Annotated in this window: 19 protein-coding genes and 1 tRNA gene; 12 read left to right on the plus strand and 8 right to left on the minus strand. The window is 71.6% G+C overall.

Translation table 11 applies throughout. From position 1 onward, the window contains the following. The first annotated feature begins 108 nt into the window (after positions 1–108). The 3 genes from ACFY8U_RS16755 (at position 109) to ACFY8U_RS16765 (ending at position 3,105) form a co-directional block, all read left to right on the plus strand. Positions 109–1,470 carry an aspartate aminotransferase family protein gene (locus ACFY8U_RS16755; RefSeq protein ID WP_361604890.1) on the plus strand — a complete coding sequence of 454 codons (1,362 nt, stop codon included), beginning with the start codon at positions 109–111 and terminating at the stop codon, positions 1,468–1,470. A gap of 69 nt (positions 1,471–1,539) precedes the next feature. Continuing rightward, positions 1,540–2,235 carry a GntR family transcriptional regulator gene (locus tag ACFY8U_RS16760; RefSeq protein WP_389570613.1) on the plus strand — a complete coding sequence of 232 codons (696 nt, stop codon included), beginning with the start codon at positions 1,540–1,542 and terminating at the stop codon, positions 2,233–2,235. Positions 2,236–2,454: 219 nt separating this feature from the next. After that, positions 2,455–3,105, plus strand: coding sequence for a hypothetical protein (locus ACFY8U_RS16765; protein WP_361442014.1), 651 nt, complete (start codon positions 2,455–2,457; stop codon positions 3,103–3,105). 123 nt (positions 3,106–3,228) lie between these two features. On the opposite strand, the gene ACFY8U_RS16770 is transcribed toward ACFY8U_RS16765, so the two are convergent. Next, on the minus strand, positions 3,229–3,966 hold the full coding sequence (locus ACFY8U_RS16770) for an SLATT domain-containing protein (protein WP_389570947.1): 738 nt from the start codon (positions 3,964–3,966) through the stop codon (positions 3,229–3,231). A gap of 302 nt (positions 3,967–4,268) precedes the next feature. Here ACFY8U_RS16770 and ACFY8U_RS16775 point away from each other — a divergent pair, with 302 nt between their 5' ends. The 8 genes from ACFY8U_RS16775 to ACFY8U_RS16810 all read left to right on the plus strand — a co-directional run bounded on the left by ACFY8U_RS16775 (position 4,269) and on the right by ACFY8U_RS16810 (position 11,225). Next, complete coding sequence (locus ACFY8U_RS16775) at positions 4,269–4,604, plus strand: YbaB/EbfC family nucleoid-associated protein (protein WP_361605000.1); 336 nt, start codon at positions 4,269–4,271, stop codon at positions 4,602–4,604. A 165-nt stretch (positions 4,605–4,769) separates the two neighbouring features. Further along, positions 4,770–5,369: a recombination mediator RecR gene (gene recR / locus ACFY8U_RS16780; protein WP_361442020.1), complete on the plus strand. Its 600-nt coding sequence runs from the start codon at positions 4,770–4,772 to the stop codon at positions 5,367–5,369. 41 nt (positions 5,370–5,410) lie between these two features. Beyond that, positions 5,411–6,073, plus strand: coding sequence for a DUF5063 domain-containing protein (locus ACFY8U_RS16785; RefSeq protein ID WP_389570616.1), 663 nt, complete (start codon positions 5,411–5,413; stop codon positions 6,071–6,073). Between the two features lie 9 nt (positions 6,074–6,082). Then, positions 6,083–6,448, plus strand: coding sequence for a hypothetical protein (locus tag ACFY8U_RS16790; protein ID WP_389570619.1), 366 nt, complete (start codon positions 6,083–6,085; stop codon positions 6,446–6,448). A 203-nt stretch (positions 6,449–6,651) separates the two neighbouring features. Further along, positions 6,652–7,923 carry an aspartate kinase gene (locus ACFY8U_RS16795; protein WP_361442026.1) on the plus strand — a complete coding sequence of 424 codons (1,272 nt, stop codon included), beginning with the start codon at positions 6,652–6,654 and terminating at the stop codon, positions 7,921–7,923. After that, positions 7,920–8,990, plus strand: a complete 1,071-nt coding sequence (locus ACFY8U_RS16800) for an aspartate-semialdehyde dehydrogenase (RefSeq protein WP_389570622.1) — start codon at positions 7,920–7,922, stop codon at positions 8,988–8,990. The genes ACFY8U_RS16795 and ACFY8U_RS16800 overlap by 4 nt, the downstream gene beginning before the upstream one ends. A gap of 424 nt (positions 8,991–9,414) precedes the next feature. Continuing rightward, entirely contained in the window at positions 9,415–10,002 is a 588-nt protein-coding gene (locus ACFY8U_RS16805) for a SigE family RNA polymerase sigma factor (protein WP_361442450.1), read from the plus strand. Further along, positions 9,999–11,225, plus strand: a complete 1,227-nt coding sequence (locus tag ACFY8U_RS16810) for a hypothetical protein (RefSeq protein ID WP_389570625.1) — start codon at positions 9,999–10,001, stop codon at positions 11,223–11,225. The genes ACFY8U_RS16805 and ACFY8U_RS16810 overlap by 4 nt, the downstream gene beginning before the upstream one ends. A gap of 297 nt (positions 11,226–11,522) precedes the next feature. On the opposite strand, the gene ACFY8U_RS16815 is transcribed toward ACFY8U_RS16810, so the two are convergent. The 7 genes from ACFY8U_RS16815 to ACFY8U_RS16845 form a co-directional block, all read right to left on the minus strand. Further along, positions 11,523–12,269: an SURF1 family protein gene (locus ACFY8U_RS16815; protein WP_361442035.1), complete on the minus strand. Its 747-nt coding sequence runs from the start codon at positions 12,267–12,269 to the stop codon at positions 11,523–11,525. Between the two features lie 22 nt (positions 12,270–12,291). Then, positions 12,292–14,124: a S9 family peptidase gene (locus ACFY8U_RS16820; protein ID WP_389570951.1), complete on the minus strand. Its 1,833-nt coding sequence runs from the start codon at positions 14,122–14,124 to the stop codon at positions 12,292–12,294. Between the two features lie 61 nt (positions 14,125–14,185). After that, complete coding sequence (locus ACFY8U_RS16825) at positions 14,186–14,485, minus strand: DUF6191 domain-containing protein (RefSeq protein ID WP_389570628.1); 300 nt, start codon at positions 14,483–14,485, stop codon at positions 14,186–14,188. Positions 14,486–14,600: 115 nt separating this feature from the next. Further along, positions 14,601–14,819 (minus strand): hypothetical protein, encoded by a 219-nt coding sequence (locus ACFY8U_RS16830; protein WP_361604860.1) that lies wholly within the window; start codon positions 14,817–14,819, stop codon positions 14,601–14,603. A gap of 93 nt (positions 14,820–14,912) precedes the next feature. Beyond that, positions 14,913–15,995 (minus strand): protein kinase, encoded by a 1,083-nt coding sequence (locus ACFY8U_RS16835; protein WP_389570632.1) that lies wholly within the window; start codon positions 15,993–15,995, stop codon positions 14,913–14,915. Positions 15,996–16,297: 302 nt separating this feature from the next. Further along, positions 16,298–16,371 (minus strand) — tRNA-Pro (locus ACFY8U_RS16840). Positions 16,372–16,491: 120 nt separating this feature from the next. Then, a complete protein-coding gene (locus ACFY8U_RS16845) occupies positions 16,492–17,430 on the minus strand; it encodes a metallophosphoesterase (protein ID WP_389570635.1) in 939 nt (312 codons plus the stop codon). Positions 17,431–17,503: 73 nt separating this feature from the next. Between ACFY8U_RS16845 and ACFY8U_RS16850 the strand changes: the two genes are divergently transcribed. Beyond that, the gene (locus tag ACFY8U_RS16850; RefSeq protein ID WP_361442053.1) at positions 17,504–17,968 is read left to right on the plus strand and encodes a GatB/YqeY domain-containing protein; all 465 of its coding nucleotides are present in this window, start codon (positions 17,504–17,506) and stop codon (positions 17,966–17,968) included. Positions 17,969–18,031: the final 63 nt, after the last annotated feature.

Consider the following 18,031-nt stretch of genomic DNA (forward strand, 5'->3'; position numbering starts at 1 on the left):
GCGGTCGCCCGCAGCGCGACGGGGGACGGCAACGTGTCGGGTCCGTGTCGGTCTCGGTGGACAAGATGGTCATGGCCGCTCCGACCTGCGCGTCCTTACCCTGGACGCATGACCCCTCATGTCGAACCCGATCCCCAGGCCGGCGCGGCCGTGAAGGCCGCAGACCGCGCGCACGTGTTCCACTCCTGGTCCGCCCAGGGCCTGATCGACCCGCTCGCCGTCGCCGGCGCCGAGGGTTCGTACTTCTGGGACTACGACGGCAACCGCTACCTCGACTTCACCAGCGGCCTCGTCTACACCAACATCGGCTACCAGCACCCGCGCGTGGTCGCCGCCATCCAGGAGCAGGCCGCGAAGCTCACCACCTTCGCGCCCGCCTTCGCGATCGACGTACGCTCCGAGGCCGCACGCCTCATCGCCGAGCGCACCCCCGGCGACCTGGACAAGATCTTCTTCACCAACGGCGGCGCCGAGGCCGTCGAGAACGCCGTACGGATGGCCCGTCTGCACACCGGCCGCCACAAGGTGCTCTCCGCCTTCCGCTCGTACCACGGCGCCACCTCCACCGCGATCAACCTGACCGGCGACCCGCGCCGCTGGGCCTCCGACACCGGCTCCGCGGGCGTCGTGCGCTTCTGGGCGCCGTTCCTCTACCGCTCGCCGTTCTACGCCGAGACCGAGCAGCAGGAGTGCGAGCGCGCCCTCGCCCACCTCGAGGACACCATCGCCTTCGAGGGTCCGGCCACCATCGCCGCGATCATCCTGGAGACCGTCCCCGGCACCGCCGGCATCATGACCCCGCCGCCCGGCTACCTCGCCGGTGTCCGCGAGATCTGCGACAAGTACGGCATCGTCTTCGTCCTCGACGAGGTCATGGCGGGCTTCGGCCGCACCGGAAAGTGGTTCGCCGCCGAGCACTTCGACGTCGTTCCCGACCTGATGACCTTCGCCAAGGGTGTGAACTCCGGTTACGTGCCCCTCGGCGGTGTCGCCATCAGCCAGAAGATCGCCGCGACCTTCGACAAGCGGCCCTACCCGGGCGGACTGACCTACTCCGGTCACCCGCTCGCCTGCGCCGCCGCCGTCGCCACCATCCAGGTCATGGAGGACGAGAAGGTCGTCGAGCACTCCGCCCACATCGGTGAGACCGTCCTGGGCCCCGGCCTGCGCGAGCTCGCCGAGCGTCACCCCTCCGTCGGCGAGGTCCGCGGCATGGGTACGTTCTGGGCGCTCGACCTCGTCAAGAACAAGGAGACGCGCGAGCCGCTCGTCCCGTACAACGCGACGGGCGAGGCCAACGCCCCCATGGCGGCCTTCGGCGCGGCGGCCAAGAAGCACGGCCTGTGGCCCTTCATCAACATGAACCGCACCCACGCCGTCCCCGCCTGCAACGTCTCGGAGGCGGAGGCCAAGGAGGGCCTCAGCGCCCTCGACGCGGCGCTGAGCGTGGCCGACGAGCACACATCGTAAGAATCGTCACGGAGTCGGACCCTCCGTCTGGTCTAGGGTGTCCCAGAGCCGGACGGAGGGGGCCGAACCATGCCCGCGAGCGGAGCTGTCACCCGCAACACCCTGCGGCGGCAGATCGCGGACGCGCTCCGTGACGAAGTGCTCGCCGGGCGTTTGCAACCGGGCGAGGAATTCACCGTCAAGCAGATCGCCGAGCAGTACGGCGTCTCCGCCACACCGGTACGCGAAGCCCTCGTCGACCTCTCCGCGCAGGGGCTCCTCGACTCCGACCAGCACCGCGGCTTCCGCGTGCACCAGTTCACGATCGACGACTACCGCGGGATGGTCGAGGCCCGCATGCTCGTCGTGGACGGCATCTTCCGCCGCCACGACCCGGCCGTCCACCGGCCGGGGCCCGACGTCTCACGCGGGGTCGCGCTCGTCTCCGTACGGCGCCGGGGGGAGGCGGCGGTGCGGGCGGCCCGCGCCGGTGACCTCGACATCCTCATCGGGTACGACATCCGCTACTGGCGCGAACTGGCCCGGCTGGTCTCCGCCAACGACTACATCGCCGACTTCCTGCACCGTCTGCGGGTCCAGGCGTGGGTGTTCTCCGTGCCGTACCTGCGCTCCGACCGGGACCTCCTCGGCTGGCTGTGGAGCGGGCACGTGGATCTCGTCGACGCGCTGACCCTCGGCGACGCGGACGCGGCGGTGGAGGTCGTACAGGCGTACAACCAGCAGTCGTTGGAGTGGGCGGACCGCGTGGAGCTGCAGTCACGCTGAACGGGCGGGGGCCGGACGGGTCCCGGGCGGGACCCCGGGCGGGAGCCGGCGGAATTCCGGGCGGGATGCCGGGCGGAATCCCGGGCGGCTACGGGCGACGGCGACGGCGGCGCGTGGGTGTCGGGCGGTGTGTGGAAGGGCAGGTCACCACCAGGTGTGCGGTGCGGACCGCGCCGACTACCCTGGCCGTCCCTGCAACTGACGGAGAGCGAGCCTCCCTTGGCCTGTGACCTGTGGCTGGTCCCTCTTGTCGACGTGCTGTGCCACAGCCCCGACAACCCCTTCGCCGAAGAGATCGCCGCCTACGACAAGGCCCTGACCTCGTCCGGTCTGCCCACCGTCCCCGTGTTCGCCTACATGCCGGGGCTGTCCGGCGATGTCGCGCCCGTCGCCGGGTTCGACTACGACGCCCTGCACTTCCTGCGCCGCGCCTACCTGCTGCACCTGTGCGGCCTGCCCGTCGAGCCGGTCGACGAGCTCGGCGGGGACTACGAGCAGCTCCTGGAGATGTTCGAGGCCACGGCGCAGCAGTCCCACCTCGTCTGGCACTACGACCACGCCGGCGCGTACGTTCCCGTGGACTTCCCGGCACCGCTCTCCAACGACGAACTCCTGGAAGGCGGCGGCCCGCTGGGGTCCTCGCACGGGCTGCTGCGGGAGCTGGAGTTCGTCGCGCCCGCGATCGGGATCGACCCGGCCAACCCGCCCGCCGCGCCGCTGCCGCCGGAGCGGCCGACCTCGCTGGAGGAACCGGCCGGGCCGATCGCGTACGACGACAGCCCGTTCGCCCGCGAGCGCCATGTGTGGCTCGGGCTGCACGCGGCGGCGACCCGGAGCCTCGGCCAGGGCTCGATGATCATCCTGAGCTGACGCCACGCCACCGGCCGGCCGGACAGACGAAAGGGCGCCCCCGGGTACGACGGGGGCGCCCTTCTCTCGTCTCGTACGGTCAGCGCGCCTCGGTCTCGTACGGTGCGGCTCTGTCTCGTCCGGTCAGCGCGGCTCGGGCGGCCGCTGCCTCGGCATGTTGGGGCGGGTGCCCGGTGGAAGGGGGAAGCGGCCCGAGGGGTGCCCGCCCTCGGGCCGGGACCCGCCCGCGCCCACCGCCTGCAGGGCCAGCGGCGTCGGGCCGGAGCGGAACTCGACCATCCAGTCCGCTGTCTCCGCCCGTACGAGCTCCGTCACGTCCTCCGAGAACCGGCGCAGCACGCCCAGGCACCGTTCCGCCGCCTCGCTCGCGGTCCCCTCGGTGGGTCCGAGGACCTCCCGTACGCTCTCCGACGCCCAGTCGAACTGGAGGGCCTGCAGCCTGCGCTGCACCGCCTGTGCCGTCGCCACGTCCCTTATCCAGCCCGACGTCAGCCCGAAGTACCGGTCGCACGCCAGGCACGCCGCGCCGAGCAGCAGGGACAGATACCCCCAGCCCGCCGCCCCGTCCGCCGCGCCCGTCAGATCGAGCAGCGGCAGCGCGGCGCCGGCGACCACGCCCAGCGCCGTTCCGGCCCGAAGTGCCCGCGCGCAGCGGCGCTTCCAGACGCGGTCGGACAGGTACCACTCCGCCGTGCGCAGCGCGTTGGACTCGACCCAGCGGTACAGCTCGTCCAGACGCTCCGCGGGCTCGCCCCAGTCGCCGAGCGGGAACGGTGTCCCGGTCAGATCGCGGCGCGCGGCGGACCGCCCGGGCTCTTCCGGTTGTCCCGGCTGCCCGGGCGGCGGCTGCGGCGGCTGCATCTCCGGCTGCTGGCTCACCGGGGCACTCCTCTGTTCAGCTCAGCGCTCGAGTCCTTCTGTGACGTGCGGTGCACGTGGTGCCTGCCCTTCCTACCGCCGAATGGTGGGCTGTGGGCCCGGAATCCCGGGATTTCCGCCCGCAAGAGGGTCTTGATCAGGTAGAGGAGCCCGCAGTTTCTCACTCGAAAGAGTTGTGGCGGCAGGCCGGGCATGGACCACGTAGGCTCGGCCGTACCGAACGTCAGTCGTCACATCAGTCGTCCGGATGTCATCCGTATACCGTCGAAATGCCAGGAGTGACCGTGATTCCCGGTGGTGGCCAGCCCAACATGCAGCAGCTCCTCCAGCAGGCCCAGCAGATGCAGCAGGATCTCGCGCGCGCTCAGGAGGAGCTCGCCGCGACCGAGGTCGAGGGTCAGGCGGGTGGCGGTCTGGTGACGGCGACCGTGACCGGCTCCGGCGAGCTGCGCGGCCTGGTGATCGACCCCAAGGCGGTCGACCCGGAGGACACCGAGACGCTGGCCGACCTGGTCGTGGCCGCGGTGCAGGCCGCCAACGACAACGCCCAGCAGCTCCAGCAGGCCAAGCTGGGTCCGCTGGCGCAGGGCCTGGGCGGAATGCCGGGCCTGGGCTTCTGAGCCCGAGCCCCCGGGCCTGGGCTTCTGAGCCCGAGCCGCCGAGCCCGGGCTTCCGAGGCCGGCCTTCTGGGCCCGGGCTTCCGTACCGCTTCAGGCGCCTGGGCTTCTAAGGCGCCCCGGCAGCCACTACCGTAAGAAACAAGCACTTCTGAGAAGGGCGTTCCGTTGTACGAAGGCGTGGTTCAGGACCTCATCGACGAACTGGGCAGGCTGCCCGGCGTCGGTCCCAAGAGCGCCCAGCGGATCGCCTTCCACATCCTCCAGGCCGAGCCGACCGACGTACGCCGTCTCGCGCACGCGCTCCTGGAGGTCAAGGAGAAGGTCAGGTTCTGCGCGGTCTGCGGCAACGTGGCCCAGCAGGAGCAGTGCAACATCTGCCGCGACCCGCGCCGGGACATGTCGGTGATCTGCGTGGTCGAGGAGCCGAAGGACGTCGTGGCGATCGAGCGGACGCGTGAGTTCCGCGGTCGGTACCACGTGCTCGGCGGCGCGATCAGCCCGATCGAGGGCGTCGGCCCGGACGACCTGCGCATCCGTGAGCTGCTCGCGCGGCTCGCGGACGGGACGGTCACCGAGCTGATCCTGGCGACCGACCCGAACCTGGAGGGCGAGGCCACCGCGACGTATCTGGCGCGGATGATCAAGCCCATGGGTCTCAGGGTGACGCGTCTGGCGAGCGGCCTGCCGGTCGGCGGCGATCTGGAGTACGCCGACGAGGTCACCCTGGGGCGTGCCTTCGAGGGGCGGCGACTGCTAGATGTATGACGACAGGGTTCGCGCGCCAGCGCCCGAAGGAGGCACTCGCGATGTCTGACGCCACACTGCACGCGATCACGCAGGATCCGGACGACTTCGCGGTCCAGATCGCCGACTCGATCGAGTCCTTCATCGTGGCCACCACGGAAGTGGCAAAGGGCGACGAGCCCGACAGTGCGGTGCCCTTCCTGCTCCTGGAGATCTCCCAGCTGCTGCTCGCCGGCGGCCGGCTGGGCGCGCACGAGGACATCGTCCCGGACGAGCGGTACGAGACCGACACGGGTCCTGAGCCGGACGTGGACGACCTGCGCGAGCGGTTCGCGGTGATGCTGGACCCGGTGGACGTCTTCTCGGAGGTCTTCGACCCGTACGAGCCGCGCAAGGCGCCCGTACCGGCCCGGATCTCCGACAACCTCGCCGACATCGTGACCGACCTGCGGCACGGACTGGCCCACTACCGGGCGGGGCGTACGAGCGAGGCCCTGTGGTGGTGGCAGTTCTCGTACTTCTCCAACTGGGGACCGACGGCCTCGGCGACCCTGCGGGCGCTGCAGTCCCTCGTCGCCCACGTCCGGCTCGACCAGCCCCTCGCCGCCCTGGACGGCCTCGACACGGACGAGGACCTGACGGAGGACGACCTCGCCGAGGAGGCGGGGCGCGTGATGGCGGAGGAGATCGCGGGCCCGCTGGGTCTCGGCACGCTGAAGAAGTAGGCCCGCGCCGTGGCACCTGACGGCGACGGCGGCGCCCGGCCCGGCCGGGAACGCCCGTCGGCGTCGCCGGGGACGGGCGCCGGGATCCGCGCGGTCGGCATCGTGGTCTTCCTCGTCGTCGCCGCCGACGGCCTGGGGAAGGCCGACCGGATCGCGAGCGTCACCGGGGCCTTGCTGATCGCGGCGGGGCTCGCGCTCCCGCTCCGGTCGCGTACGCGGCGGACGTCGACGCCCTCCGGGACGGGCGCCGCCGTGGTTCCGGACTCCGGCGAGCGGCCCCTCGACCCGGCCTCCTCCGGGGCACTCGACCGGGCTTCCTCGGGGCCCCTCGACCCGGCCTCCTCCGGGCGTCCCGTCGCCGCGTCCGACATGTGAGCCCGCGCACATCTCGGCCCACACCCGCGTACCCCCGGCGCTCCCGGGCAGGCACACCCACCGGGCGGTCCGGAGCCTCCGGCCGTGATCACTGACTGAGCGGGACATCTCAGGATGCGATATACGGTCGGCGATTCCGGACCGCTCGTTAAACTGAGCCGACCGCAGTAATGACTGCGGCAGATACTGACCGAGGAGCGCACGTGGGCCTTGTCGTGCAGAAGTACGGAGGCTCCTCCGTTGCCGATGCCGAAGGCATCAAGCGCGTCGCCAAGCGGATCGTGGACGCCAAGAAGAACGGCCACCAGGTGGTCGTCGTGGTTTCCGCGATGGGCGACACGACGGACGAGTTGATCGATCTCGCCGAGCAGGTATCCCCGATCCCTGCCGGGCGTGAGTTCGACATGCTGCTGACCGCCGGAGAGCGGATCTCCATGGCCCTGCTGGCCATGGCGATCAAAAACCTGGGCCACGAGGCCCAGTCGTTCACGGGCAGCCAGGCCGGTGTCATCACCGACTCGGTCCACAACAAAGCGCGCATCATCGATGTCACGCCGGGCCGGATCCGTACCGCCCTCGACGAGGGCAACATCGCCATCGTCGCCGGCTTCCAGGGCGTGTCCCAGGACAAGAAGGACATCACCACGCTCGGCCGCGGCGGCTCGGACACGACCGCCGTCGCCCTCGCCGCCGCGCTCGACGCCGAGGTCTGTGAGATCTACACCGACGTCGACGGCGTCTTCACGGCCGACCCGCGCGTGGTGAAGAAGGCGAAGAAGATCGACTGGATCTCCTTCGAGGACATGCTGGAGCTCGCCGCCTCCGGCTCCAAGGTGCTGCTGCACCGGTGCGTCGAGTACGCACGCCGTTACAACATCCCGATCCACGTCCGCTCGTCCTTCTCGGGGCTGCAGGGCACCTGGGTCAGCAACGAGCCGCAAGGGGACCGCAAGGTGGAGCAGGCCATCATCTCGGGCGTCGCCCACGACACGTCCGAGGCGAAGATCACCGTCGTCGGTGTGCCGGACAAGCCGGGCGAGGCCGCGGCCATCTTCCGCGCCGTCGCGGACGCCGAGATCAACATCGACATGATCGTGCAGAACGTGTCCGCGGCCTCCACGGGCCTGACGGACATCTCCTTCACCCTCCCCAAGGCCGAGGGCCGCAAGGCCATCGACGCCCTGGAGAAGGCGAAGGGTGCGATCGGCTTCGAATCGCTGCGCTACGACGACCAGATCGGCAAGATCTCCCTGGTCGGCGCCGGTATGAAGACGAACCCCGGCGTCACCGCCGACTTCTTCCGGGCGCTGTCCGACGCCGGTGTGAACATCGAGCTGATCTCGACCTCCGAGATCCGCATCTCGGTGGTCACCCGCGCCGACGACGTCAACGAGGCCGTGCGCGCCGTGCACAGCGCCTTCGGTCTCGACAGCGACTCCGACGAGGCCGTCGTCTACGGAGGCACCGGACGATGACCCCCAAGCCGACGCTCGCGGTCGTCGGTGCGACCGGAGCCGTCGGTGCGGTCATGCTCCAGATGCTCACGCAGCACGCGGACGTCTGGGGCGAGATCCGACTCGTCGCCTCACCGCGTTCGGCCGGCCGCAAGCTGGCCGTACGCGGCGAGGAGACCGAGGTCCTCGCACTGAGCGAGGAAGTGCTCGAGGGCGTCGACCTCGCCCTCTTCCTGGTGCCCGAGGACATCGCGGCGCGCTGGGCGCCCATCGCAGCCGCCAAGGGCGCGGTGGTCGTGGACACCTCGGCGGCGTTCCGGGCCGATCCGGACGTGCCGCTGGTGGTCCCCGAGATCAATCCGCACGCCGTACGGGTAAGGCCCCGGGGCATCGTCGCGAGCCCCGGCTGCTCCACGCTGGCGCTGATCGTCGCCGTGGGCGCGCTGCACGCCGAGTTCGGGGTCGGTGAGCTGGTGGTGACCGCCCAGCAGGCCGCGAGCGGGGGCGGGCAGGCGGGTGTCGCCGCCCTGCGCGAGCAGCTGTCGATGGTGGCCGGGACCGAGCTCGGTACGCACCCCGGTGACGTACGGCGGGCCGTCGGCGACGACACGGGCCCGTTTCCCGGGCCGGTCGCGCTCAATGTGCTGCCCTGGTCGGGGGTGCTGCGGGAGGACGGCTGGTCCTCCGAGGAGCTGCGGCTGCGCGAGGAGACCCGCAAGATCCTCGACCTTCCCGGGCTGCCCGTCGCCGCCACCTGCGTCCGCGTCCCGGTGGTGACCGCGCACTCGGTCTCCGTGCACGCGCGTTTCGAGCGCCCGGTGAGCGTCGGGCGGGCGCACGAGATCCTTGCGACCTCGCCGGGCGTGGTGCTCTTCGACGATCCGGCAGCGGGCGACTTCCCCACGCCCGCCGACGTCGTGGGCACGGATCCCGTCTGGGTGGGGCGCGTGCGCAGGTCGATGGACGACGAGCGCGCGCTGGAGTTCTTCGTGTGCGGAGACAACCTCCGCAAGGGCGCCGCGCTGAACGCCGTACAGATTGCGGAGTCGATCATTCGCCCAGAGCGTCCGGAAATCGACGACGACTGATCGTTCGACTTTGTAGGATCCGTGAACGCCCTGTGAGCAAATCGGCGTCAGATGCCCCTTGAACTGGGGTGACGGCATGTCCGACGATGCTCTTCACCCCTTACTGCAACCGGTAGTTGGGTGGGAGGCGTCTCTGTGCGCACCCATGTGGTGTGTCGCAAAACGTGCTGTGAAAACGGGGCATTGGGGAAGAACGGGTACGCATGAGGGTCATTGGTGCACCGTCAAAAACGGTGGCGTACGCGTACAACCCTGACGGGGGGAAGCGTGTCCAACAGGCGTGGCAGAGGTACTCGACATCGCAGCCGTCGTCCCGCTCCGCGGCACGGCAGTGGTCCCCGCGCGCGGGACACTCACCGTTCCCGTACGCGGCACAGCGGGCTCCGTGGTGCGCCCGCTCAGGCGACCGCGTCCGGCCGGCGGCATGCCGGTGATCGCCCCCATGCCCGCAGGGACCCGGACGTCCGGCGTGTCCGGCATCCCCTCGCCCCGCGAGAGCACTGAAGGCACCGTGTCCGCGGGCACCTCAGTCGACCATCTGACCGAGACCTACCGAGCGCACTACCGCTCGCTGCTCGGTCTCGCCGCGCTCCTCCTCGACGACACGGCCTCCTGCGAGGACGTGGTCCAGGAGGCGTTCATCCGCGTCCACTCCGCGCGCAAACGGGTGCGGGACCCGGAGAAGACCCTGGCCTATCTGCGCCAGACCGTCGTCAACCTCTCGCGCTCCGCGCTTCGCCGCCGCATCCTCGGCCTCAAGCTGCTGTCGAAGCCGATGCCGGACATGGCGAGCGCAGAGGAGGGCGCGTACGACCAGCTGGAGCGGGACGCGCTCATCAAGGCGATGCGCGGGCTGCAGCGGCGTCAGCGCGAGGTGCTGGTCCTGCGATATTTCGCGGACATGACGGAGGCCCAGGTGGCCGAGACGCTCGGCATATCCCTGGGATCGGTGAAGGCGTACGGCTCGCGTGGCATCGCGGCGCTGCGCGTCGCTATGGAGGCGACGGCATGAGCTCCGACGACACGAGGCGGGACGGTACGGGTTCGGGCGGTACGGGTTCCGGCGGCAAGGGTTCCGGCGGTACTGGTTCCGGCGATGCGAACAGCGGCGGTACGAGTGGGCTGCCCGGCGGTGACCGCGACGACATGGGACACGGGATTGTGAACGACGGGCCGGACAACGAGCGGGCCGACGGCCACGACGACCTCTTCGAAGGCGACGAACTGGCGCTGCGGAGGCTGCTCCACGGCGCCGTGGCCGACCTCCAGCCCACCGACGGCGCCCTCGACCACCTGCGCCGTGCCGTGCCCGCGCGGCGCACCCGCAAGCGCCAGGCTGTCGTCGGCTTCGCCGCGGCCGCCGTTCTGCTCGGCACCGCCGTCCCCGCCTTCGTCCACGTCGCCAACTCCGGCGGCATCACCGCCGACCAGGCCGTGAACGCCGGCCACGGCGAACAGGCGCAGGGCGGCACGGGCTCCGAGACCGGTGTCGAGACCGGCGGGAACGGCGGCGGTAAGCCACCCGGTGCTGCCACGCCGAGTCAGGGTGCCGAGGGCGGGGCCTCCGAGGACTCCACGAACGGGACCGGGGGCGGCGGCTCGAAGCCTCCGTCGGGCTCCTCGCCGGCGTGCGATGCCGCGCAGCTGGCCATCAGCTCGGTGCAGGCGGGCGGGCCGGACGCCGAGGGGAAGGTCTACGGCACGTTCCGCGTCGCCAACGTCTCCGGCACGGAGTGCGTGGTGAGCGGCGACGGCAGCATCGGCTTCCAGGCCCTCGGGGCGGCGGACCCGGCCAGGATCTCGGTCGTCGCGCACACCCCCGGGGACGCGGCGAGCGGGCTGCCCGACCCCTCGCAGGAGTCGACCACCCTGCTCCTGCGGCCGGACAACGCGTACGAGGTGAAGTTCGCCTGGGTCCCCGCGGAGACGTGCCCGACCACCGGTACGCCTCCGGACCCCGAGCCGACCCCGAGCGTGGACCCGACGCCGAGCGAGGACCCGACCCCGAGCCCGACGAAGGACGGCGAGGGCGCGACCTCGGGAGCCTCGGGCTCGACCGGCAACGGTGAGACGGTCGAGGGCGCGGCCCCTCAGTTCGTCCTGGACGGGACGCCCGCCGACGGGAGCATCGCGGTCAGCCACACGGCCGAGCCCGGTGGCCCTCAGGCGGCCACGACGATCCCCAACGCATGTGCGGGCACCATCTACCGCACGGGCGTGCTGGACGCGTCCTAGCCCCCCTCCGGGGGCACGGGCGGTCGGGGCATGGCCGCTCGGGACCGCCCCGGCCCCGAGCGGACCGGCGGGATCCGCGCGCGTCGCGGCTCGGGGCCAGGCCCAGACTCAGGCGCAGGCCGGGCCCAGGCGCAGGCACAGGCTCATGTCGAGGCCTAGGCGCAGGCCCCAGGCGGGGCCCAGCAGCAGGCCGGGGCAGAGTCAGGCTCATGTCGAGGCCTAGGCTCCTACAGTCCCGGGCCCAGGCACAGGCCTGCTGGGCTCAGGCGACGCCGGGGACCGGCCAGGCCGAGGCTCCTACAGCCCGAGCCCCAGCGCCGCGTCGCGGTGGGCTTCCACCTCGCGGCGCAGGAGGCGGAACCACATGAAGACGACGAAGCCCGCGAAGACGAACCACTCCGCCGTGTAGCCGAGGTTCTGGAACGCCTTCAGGTCCAGCGACGTGCCCGCCGCGGCCGCCGCCGGGACCGGCGTCAGCCCGGCGGGGGAGTCCGTGAGCGTGATCCACGCGTCGTAGATCTCGTCGGGGACCAGATTGACCAGCGACCCCGCGCTGATCATGCCGAGCTGGCCGTCCGGGAGCCCGCCCGCCGCGTGGACGCCCTTCGTGCCCGTGTTCTCGGACGCCTGGAGGGCGCCCACCACGGTGACCTGGCCCGACGGCGGGGCCGGCGCCTTCGCGCCGGCCGGCAGCCAGCCCCGTACGACCGGGAGCGACTTGCCGTCGTCCGTCTTCAGCAGCGTCAGGACGTACGCGCCGGTACGGCCCTCCAGCTCACGGTCCGGCACCAGGAACTGCTCCCCGTACCGCCCGCTCGCCTCCGCGGGCCGGCCCGAGGTCTCCTTGTCCACCGGCAGCAGCGCGTCCAGCGGTTCGGCCTTCAGCGTGCCCGGGTCCGGGGCCTGCTCCGCCTCCCGGTGGGAGTCGACGCGGTCCTCGAACTTGCCCATCTGCCAGGTCCCCATGAAGAGGCAGAACGGGATCGCCAACAGGACGAAGACGTTGATCCCCCACCAGCGGGGCGTTTTCAGGAACCGGTACACCCCTCCACGGTACGCAGCCGCCTCACCCCCTGACCGGCCGGGTCCCCAGGTGACGCGCGGCGAAGGCGAGCTCCAGGCGGACCTGCTTGATCCGCTCCTCCACCACCAGGGAGCCGTGCCCCGCGTCGTACCGGTACACCTCGTGGACCGCGCCCCGGGCGCCCAGCCGGTCCACGTAGTTGTCGATCTGGCGGATCGGGCAGCGCGGATCGTTGACGCCCGCCGAGATGTACACCGGGGCCGTGACCCGGTCGACGTACGTCAGCGGGGACGAGGCCTCGAACCGGTCCGGCACCTCCTCCGGCGAGCCGCCGAAGAGCGTCCGGTCCAACGCCTTCAGGGCCTCCATCTCGTCCTCGTACGCCGTCACGTAGTCCGCGACGGGGACGGCGGCGAGCCCGAGAGACCAGGCGTCCGGCTGCGTGCCCAGCCCGAGCAGCGTCAGATAGCCGCCCCACGAGCCGCCGGACAGGACCAGCTTGGCCGGGTCGGCGAGACCGGAGGCGACCGCCCACTCACGGACCGCGGCGATGTCCTCCAGCTCGATCAGGCCCACCCGGTGCTTGAGCGCGTCCGTCCACTCCCGGCCGTACCCGGTCGAACCCCGGTAGTTGACCCGGACCACCGCGTATCCGTGGTCGAGCCAGGCCGCCGGGCCCGAGGCGAAGGCGTCGCTGTCGTGCCAGGCCGGCCCGCCGTGCACCTCGAAGATGGTCGGGAAGGGCCCCTCGCCCTCCGCCGGCCGCTGGACCAGGGCGTGGATACGGCCGCCCGGGCCCTCCACCCAGACGTCCTCCACCGGCACCGACCCGGGCGCCCGCAGGCCGGGCGGGTCGAGGACGACCCCGCCGTCCGTCGAGCGCACCTGCGGCGGCTCGGCGGCCGACGACCACAGGAACTCCACGCTGCCGTCGGGGCGGGTCGTGGCCTCCGACACGGACCCGGCGGGAGTCTCGACCCGTACCAGCGCGCCCGTCGCGATGTCGTACCGCCACAGCTCACTGCGCGCCTCGAAGCTGTGCACGATCAGCAGGCCCGTGCCGTCCGCGTACCACTCCGCCGAGACGTCGCCCGGGAGCTCCAGCCGGAGATCCGTCTCCTGGCCCGTCGCCACGTCCCACAGCAGCGGCTCCCAGCGGCCCCGCCGCTGGTGCCCGACGAGCAGCCGGGTGTCCCCGTCCACCGGCGCGAAGCCCAGGACCGCGAGGCCCAGCTCCTTCGTGCCGCCCTTGGAGTCGTCCAGCTCGGCGACCACCGAGGAGTCCTCGGCACGCAGGACCCGCAGGGCCGAGTGCATGGCGTCGCCGTGCTCGGTGTGCTCGACAGCGATCAGCGAGCCGTCGTGCGACAGGTCGCCCACCCCGGCCGACTCCCGGTGCCGGTAGATCTCGACGGGCGCCGCCCCGCCCCGTACGAGATGGATCGTCGAGCCCTCCTCGTCCGTGGAGCGGCCGACGACCACCGTGCCCTCACGGCCGATCGCGAGCCCCGCCGGATACGAGGCCGCGAGCCCGGGGACGGCGGGCTCGTCCGCGCCGCCGCCGAAGGGCTGGCGCATCCACACCCCGAACTCGTCCCCGTCCTTGTCCGAGAACCACCAGATCCACCGGCCGTCCGGGGACAGCGTGCCGTCCGTCGTCCCGTTCGGCCGGTCCGTGACCTGCCGCTGCGCTCCGCTCTCCCGGTCCCAGGCGTACAGCTCGTACGTCCCCGTCGCGTTGGAGACGAACAGGGAACGGTCGGGCGCCTCCTCGGCCCACTCGGGGAGGGACACACGCGCGGCCCTGAACCGCTGCTCCCACGCGGGGATGTCGGAGGTGCCGGTGATCTCGTTGCTCTCGGTCATGGCCCCCATCATGCTCCGATCCGCCGACAATCCGTTCGCCTCGTCCGCAGCCTGTGGATAACTTCGGGCGCTATCGGCCGCGGACCCCGTCGATACGGATCACCGCGCGCCCGCCCGCCAGATCCACCGTCGAGCGGTGCGGAGGGGCGCCGTCCTCCTCGTCGTCCCGCAGGACGAGGGCGCTCCGGCGCTCCTTGAGCTCGTTCTGCTTGCCCTGCGAGAACGTGGCGTGGAGCTGCTCGAACCCGGTCGACGACACCTGCCCCGTGCGCCGGCCGCGCCCGGTCGCGCGCAGGATCTGGTCGGCGAAGGCGACGACGGTCAGCAGGATGACCAGCCCGGGCAGCGTCACGAACACGGCGAACTCCATACCGTCATTGTCCGTGGATTCCGCGAGAACGGGGGTCCCGGGGACGAGGGCGTGACGGTGACCCACAACCCCCTGCCCGGCGAGAGACTCTGACACCCCGTCCGGTCCAGCGGTTTCAGCCTTGGGAGCTGTCCGATGCCGACCCTGCCCGGGTTGCCCGCGTGGGCGATCCACCGAGCGTCTTCGACAGCCGGCTGCGGACGACGGCGGTGACGACCGCGCCCGCGACGGCCGCGCCGCCGAGGCCCAGGGCCAGCAGGGACGGGCCGGAGTCGGAGACGACTTCGGGGGGAACGGTGGCCGCCGCCTCGGCGACTGTCCGAAGGGGGTGCATGTCACCAGGGGACCGGACCGGGAGACACAGGGCCACCCGGGGGACCCCGTTCGGGTCACGGCGCGACCGTGGAGCCTCCGCGCCACGCTCGGCTCACGACAGCCAGGCCATGCCGATCAGCAGGAAGACGACGAAGGCTATGCCGCCCGCCACGGCGGCGGTCTTCCTGGGACGCCGCCGGGAAAGGGCGGCGAGGCCGCTCTCGCCACGGCGCGCCTGCCGACGGGGCGCGGCGGCCCGCGTCCGGGACTGAGGGGGCCGCTGCTGCGATCGGGGCTGGGAGCTCGGCTGAGATCCGGGCTGGGACCTCGGCTGAGATCGGGGCTGGGACCTCGGCTGGGACCGGTGCGGGGGCGACGCGCGGGGTACGGGCCGGTGCGGCGGCTGCGGGTGCTCGCGCCACGCGCCCGAGGTGAACCAGTCGGAGATCGCCTGGGCTGGGGGTCTCTGCTCCGGCTCCTTCGCCAGCAGCGTGAGGAGGTACGCCTCGAACGCGGCGGGCAGCCCCACCCCGAGCTGCCGGGGCGGCGCGGGCGGTGTGTCGATGTGCTGGTACAGCAGGGCCGTGGCGGTGTCGCCCTGGAACGGGGGCCGTCCGGTGAGCAGTTGGTACAGCACGCAGCCGAGCGAGTACACGTCGGACGCGGGCGAGGCCGGCCGTCCGAGGGCCCGCTCGGGGGCGAGGTAGAGGCCGGTGCCGACGATCTGGCCCGTGGTCGTGAGCGCGGCGGACGGGTCGTCGACGAACCGGGCGATCCCGAAGTCGGCCAGCTTCACGGTCCCGTCCCCGTCGAGCAGCAGGTTCCCGGGCTTGATGTCCCGGTGCACCACACCCTCCCGATGCGCGGCGGCGAGTCCGGCGGCGGCATGGGCGGCCACGACGGCCACGCGCTCCGCCGGCAGCACCAGGGGCGGCGCCCCGGGGTCGGGGGCGAGGCTCGATCCTTCGACCAACTCCATGACGAGGAACAGCTTTCCGTCCCACGTGCCGAAGTCGAAGACCCCGACGACATGCGGATGGCTCAGCCGTGCTGCGGTCTGCGCCTCCAGCCGGAACCGGTCGGCCGCGGAGGGATCGGTCTCGTGACCCAGCATCAACTTGACCGCGACGGACCGCCCGAGCACCTCGTCGGTGGCCTGCCACACCTCGCCCATGCCGCCACGTCCGACACACATGTGGAGCCGATATCGGTCCGCGACCAGCACCTGAGACCCAGCCTTTCGACGGTCGACAACCTGAGAGGAAGCACGCGTCGCCGTACTCCGCCGTCCGGCACCGATGCGGATATCAGGGTAGAGCCGCTTGATCGACTTCCCACACGCGCCCTGTCCCCACGGGCACCGCCCGCCCCGGGGAAAGTCACCGACAGTGGACACGTCAAAGCCTCGTGCGCCAGACGGCCCCCAAGGTCCCCGGAAACCACTCAGGGGCCTGACCCGCTCTCGCGGATCAGGCCCCTGACCTGGTGTTTCAGCTGTCGGGGTGGCGGGATTTGAACCCACGACCTCTTCGTCCCGAACGAAGCGCGCTGCCAAGCTGCGCTACACCCCGATGTCACTGCTCTGTTCTTCACGTCGCGGCGACATCGATTACTTTAGCCCACCCGCGCCCTGAGACGAAATCCGGTTTTCGCGGCCCCTCGCCGCAGGTCGGACGGGGTGCCCGGGGCCGTCAGTCGCGGGCGGTCAAGGTCAGCAGGGTCGCCTCCGGGGGGCAGGCGAAGCGGACCGGGGTGAAGCGGTTCGTGCCGCAGCCCGCCGAGACGTGCAGGAACGAGGTCCGGCCCTCCACCGTGTGGGTGGACAGGCCCTTCACCCGGTCCGTGTCCAGGTCGCAGTTGGTCACCAGCGCGCCGTAGAAGGGGACGCACAGCTGGCCGCCGTGCGTGTGGCCCGCCAGGATCAGCCCGTAGTCGTCCGCCGTGAACGCGTCGAGCGTCCGCAGGTACGGGGCGTGCACCACGGCCATCGAGAAGTCCGCCGTCAGGTCCGGGCCGCCGGCGACCCGCTCGTAGCGGTCCCGCTTGATGTGCGGGTCGTCCAGGCCGGTGAAGGCCAGGTTCAGGTCGGGCAGCTTCAGCCGGCCGCGGGTGTTGGTCAGGTTCACCCAGCCCGCCTCGTCGAAGGCGTCCCGCAGCCCTTCCCACGGGTTGTGCACCGCGCCCACCACCGGCTTGTTGCCGTTGAGGCCGTGGCGTCCCTGGGCCTTCTCCAGGAGGTATCGGGCGGGGTTGCGCAGCCGCGGTCCGTAGTAGTCGTTTGAGCCGAAGACGTACACCCCCGGGAAGTCCATCAGCGGCCCGAGCGCGTCCAGGACCTCCGGGACCGCCTCCGTGTCCGAGAGGTTGTCGCCGGTGTTGACGACGAAGTCCGGGCGCAGGCCCGCCAGCGACTGCAGCCACTTCCGCTTCTTGTGCTGGCCGCACACCATGTGGATGTCGGAGACCTGAAGGACCCGCAGATCCCGCATCCCGCGCGGGAGCACCGGGATCGTCACCCGGCGCAGCCGGAACGAGCGGGCTTCGAAGCCCGCCGCATAGACGAGTCCGGCCGCGGCCGTCGCCGTGAGACCTGCCGTGATCTTCAGGGGGATCCCGTACCGTGCGCGCATCCCCCCATCGTCGCAGACCCGATGAGCGGAAATGCGCGGGCGGGTGGAGCACGGCACCTGACACACTTGGGACATGACCACGCTCAAGGCCAAGCTTCAGGACGACCTCAACGCCGCCATCAAGGAGCGCGACGAGCTGCGCTCCTCGACGCTGCGTCTCACCCTCACCGCGATCACCAAGGAGGAGGTCTCGGGCACGACCAAGCGCGAGCTCTCCGACGACGAGGTGCAGAAGGTGATCGCCAAGGAGGCGAAGAAGCGCCGCGAGGCCGCCGAGGCCTTCGCCCAGGGCGGTCGTGCCGAGTCGGCCGAGCGCGAGAAGGCGGAGGGCGTGATCCTCGACGCGTACCTGCCGCAGCAGCTCGGCGACGACGAGCTGGAGCAGATCGTCGCCGCGGCGGTCGCCGAGGCGGCGGGCGCCGGGGCCGAGGGCCCGCGCGCGATGGGCGCCGTCATGAAGATCGTGAACCCGAAGGTCGCGGGCAGGGCCGAGGGCGGGCGTGTCGCGGCCGTCGTGAAGAAGCTCCTCGCGGGCTGACCTCACGGGCCGACCTCCCGTACGGACACAGGCTCGTCCACTGCCGTCCGTACGGAACCGCTG

Origin of the sequence: Streptomyces sp. NPDC012508 (assembly GCF_042902595.1) — a bacterium.
Lineage (GTDB): Bacteria > Actinomycetota > Actinomycetes > Streptomycetales > Streptomycetaceae > Streptomyces.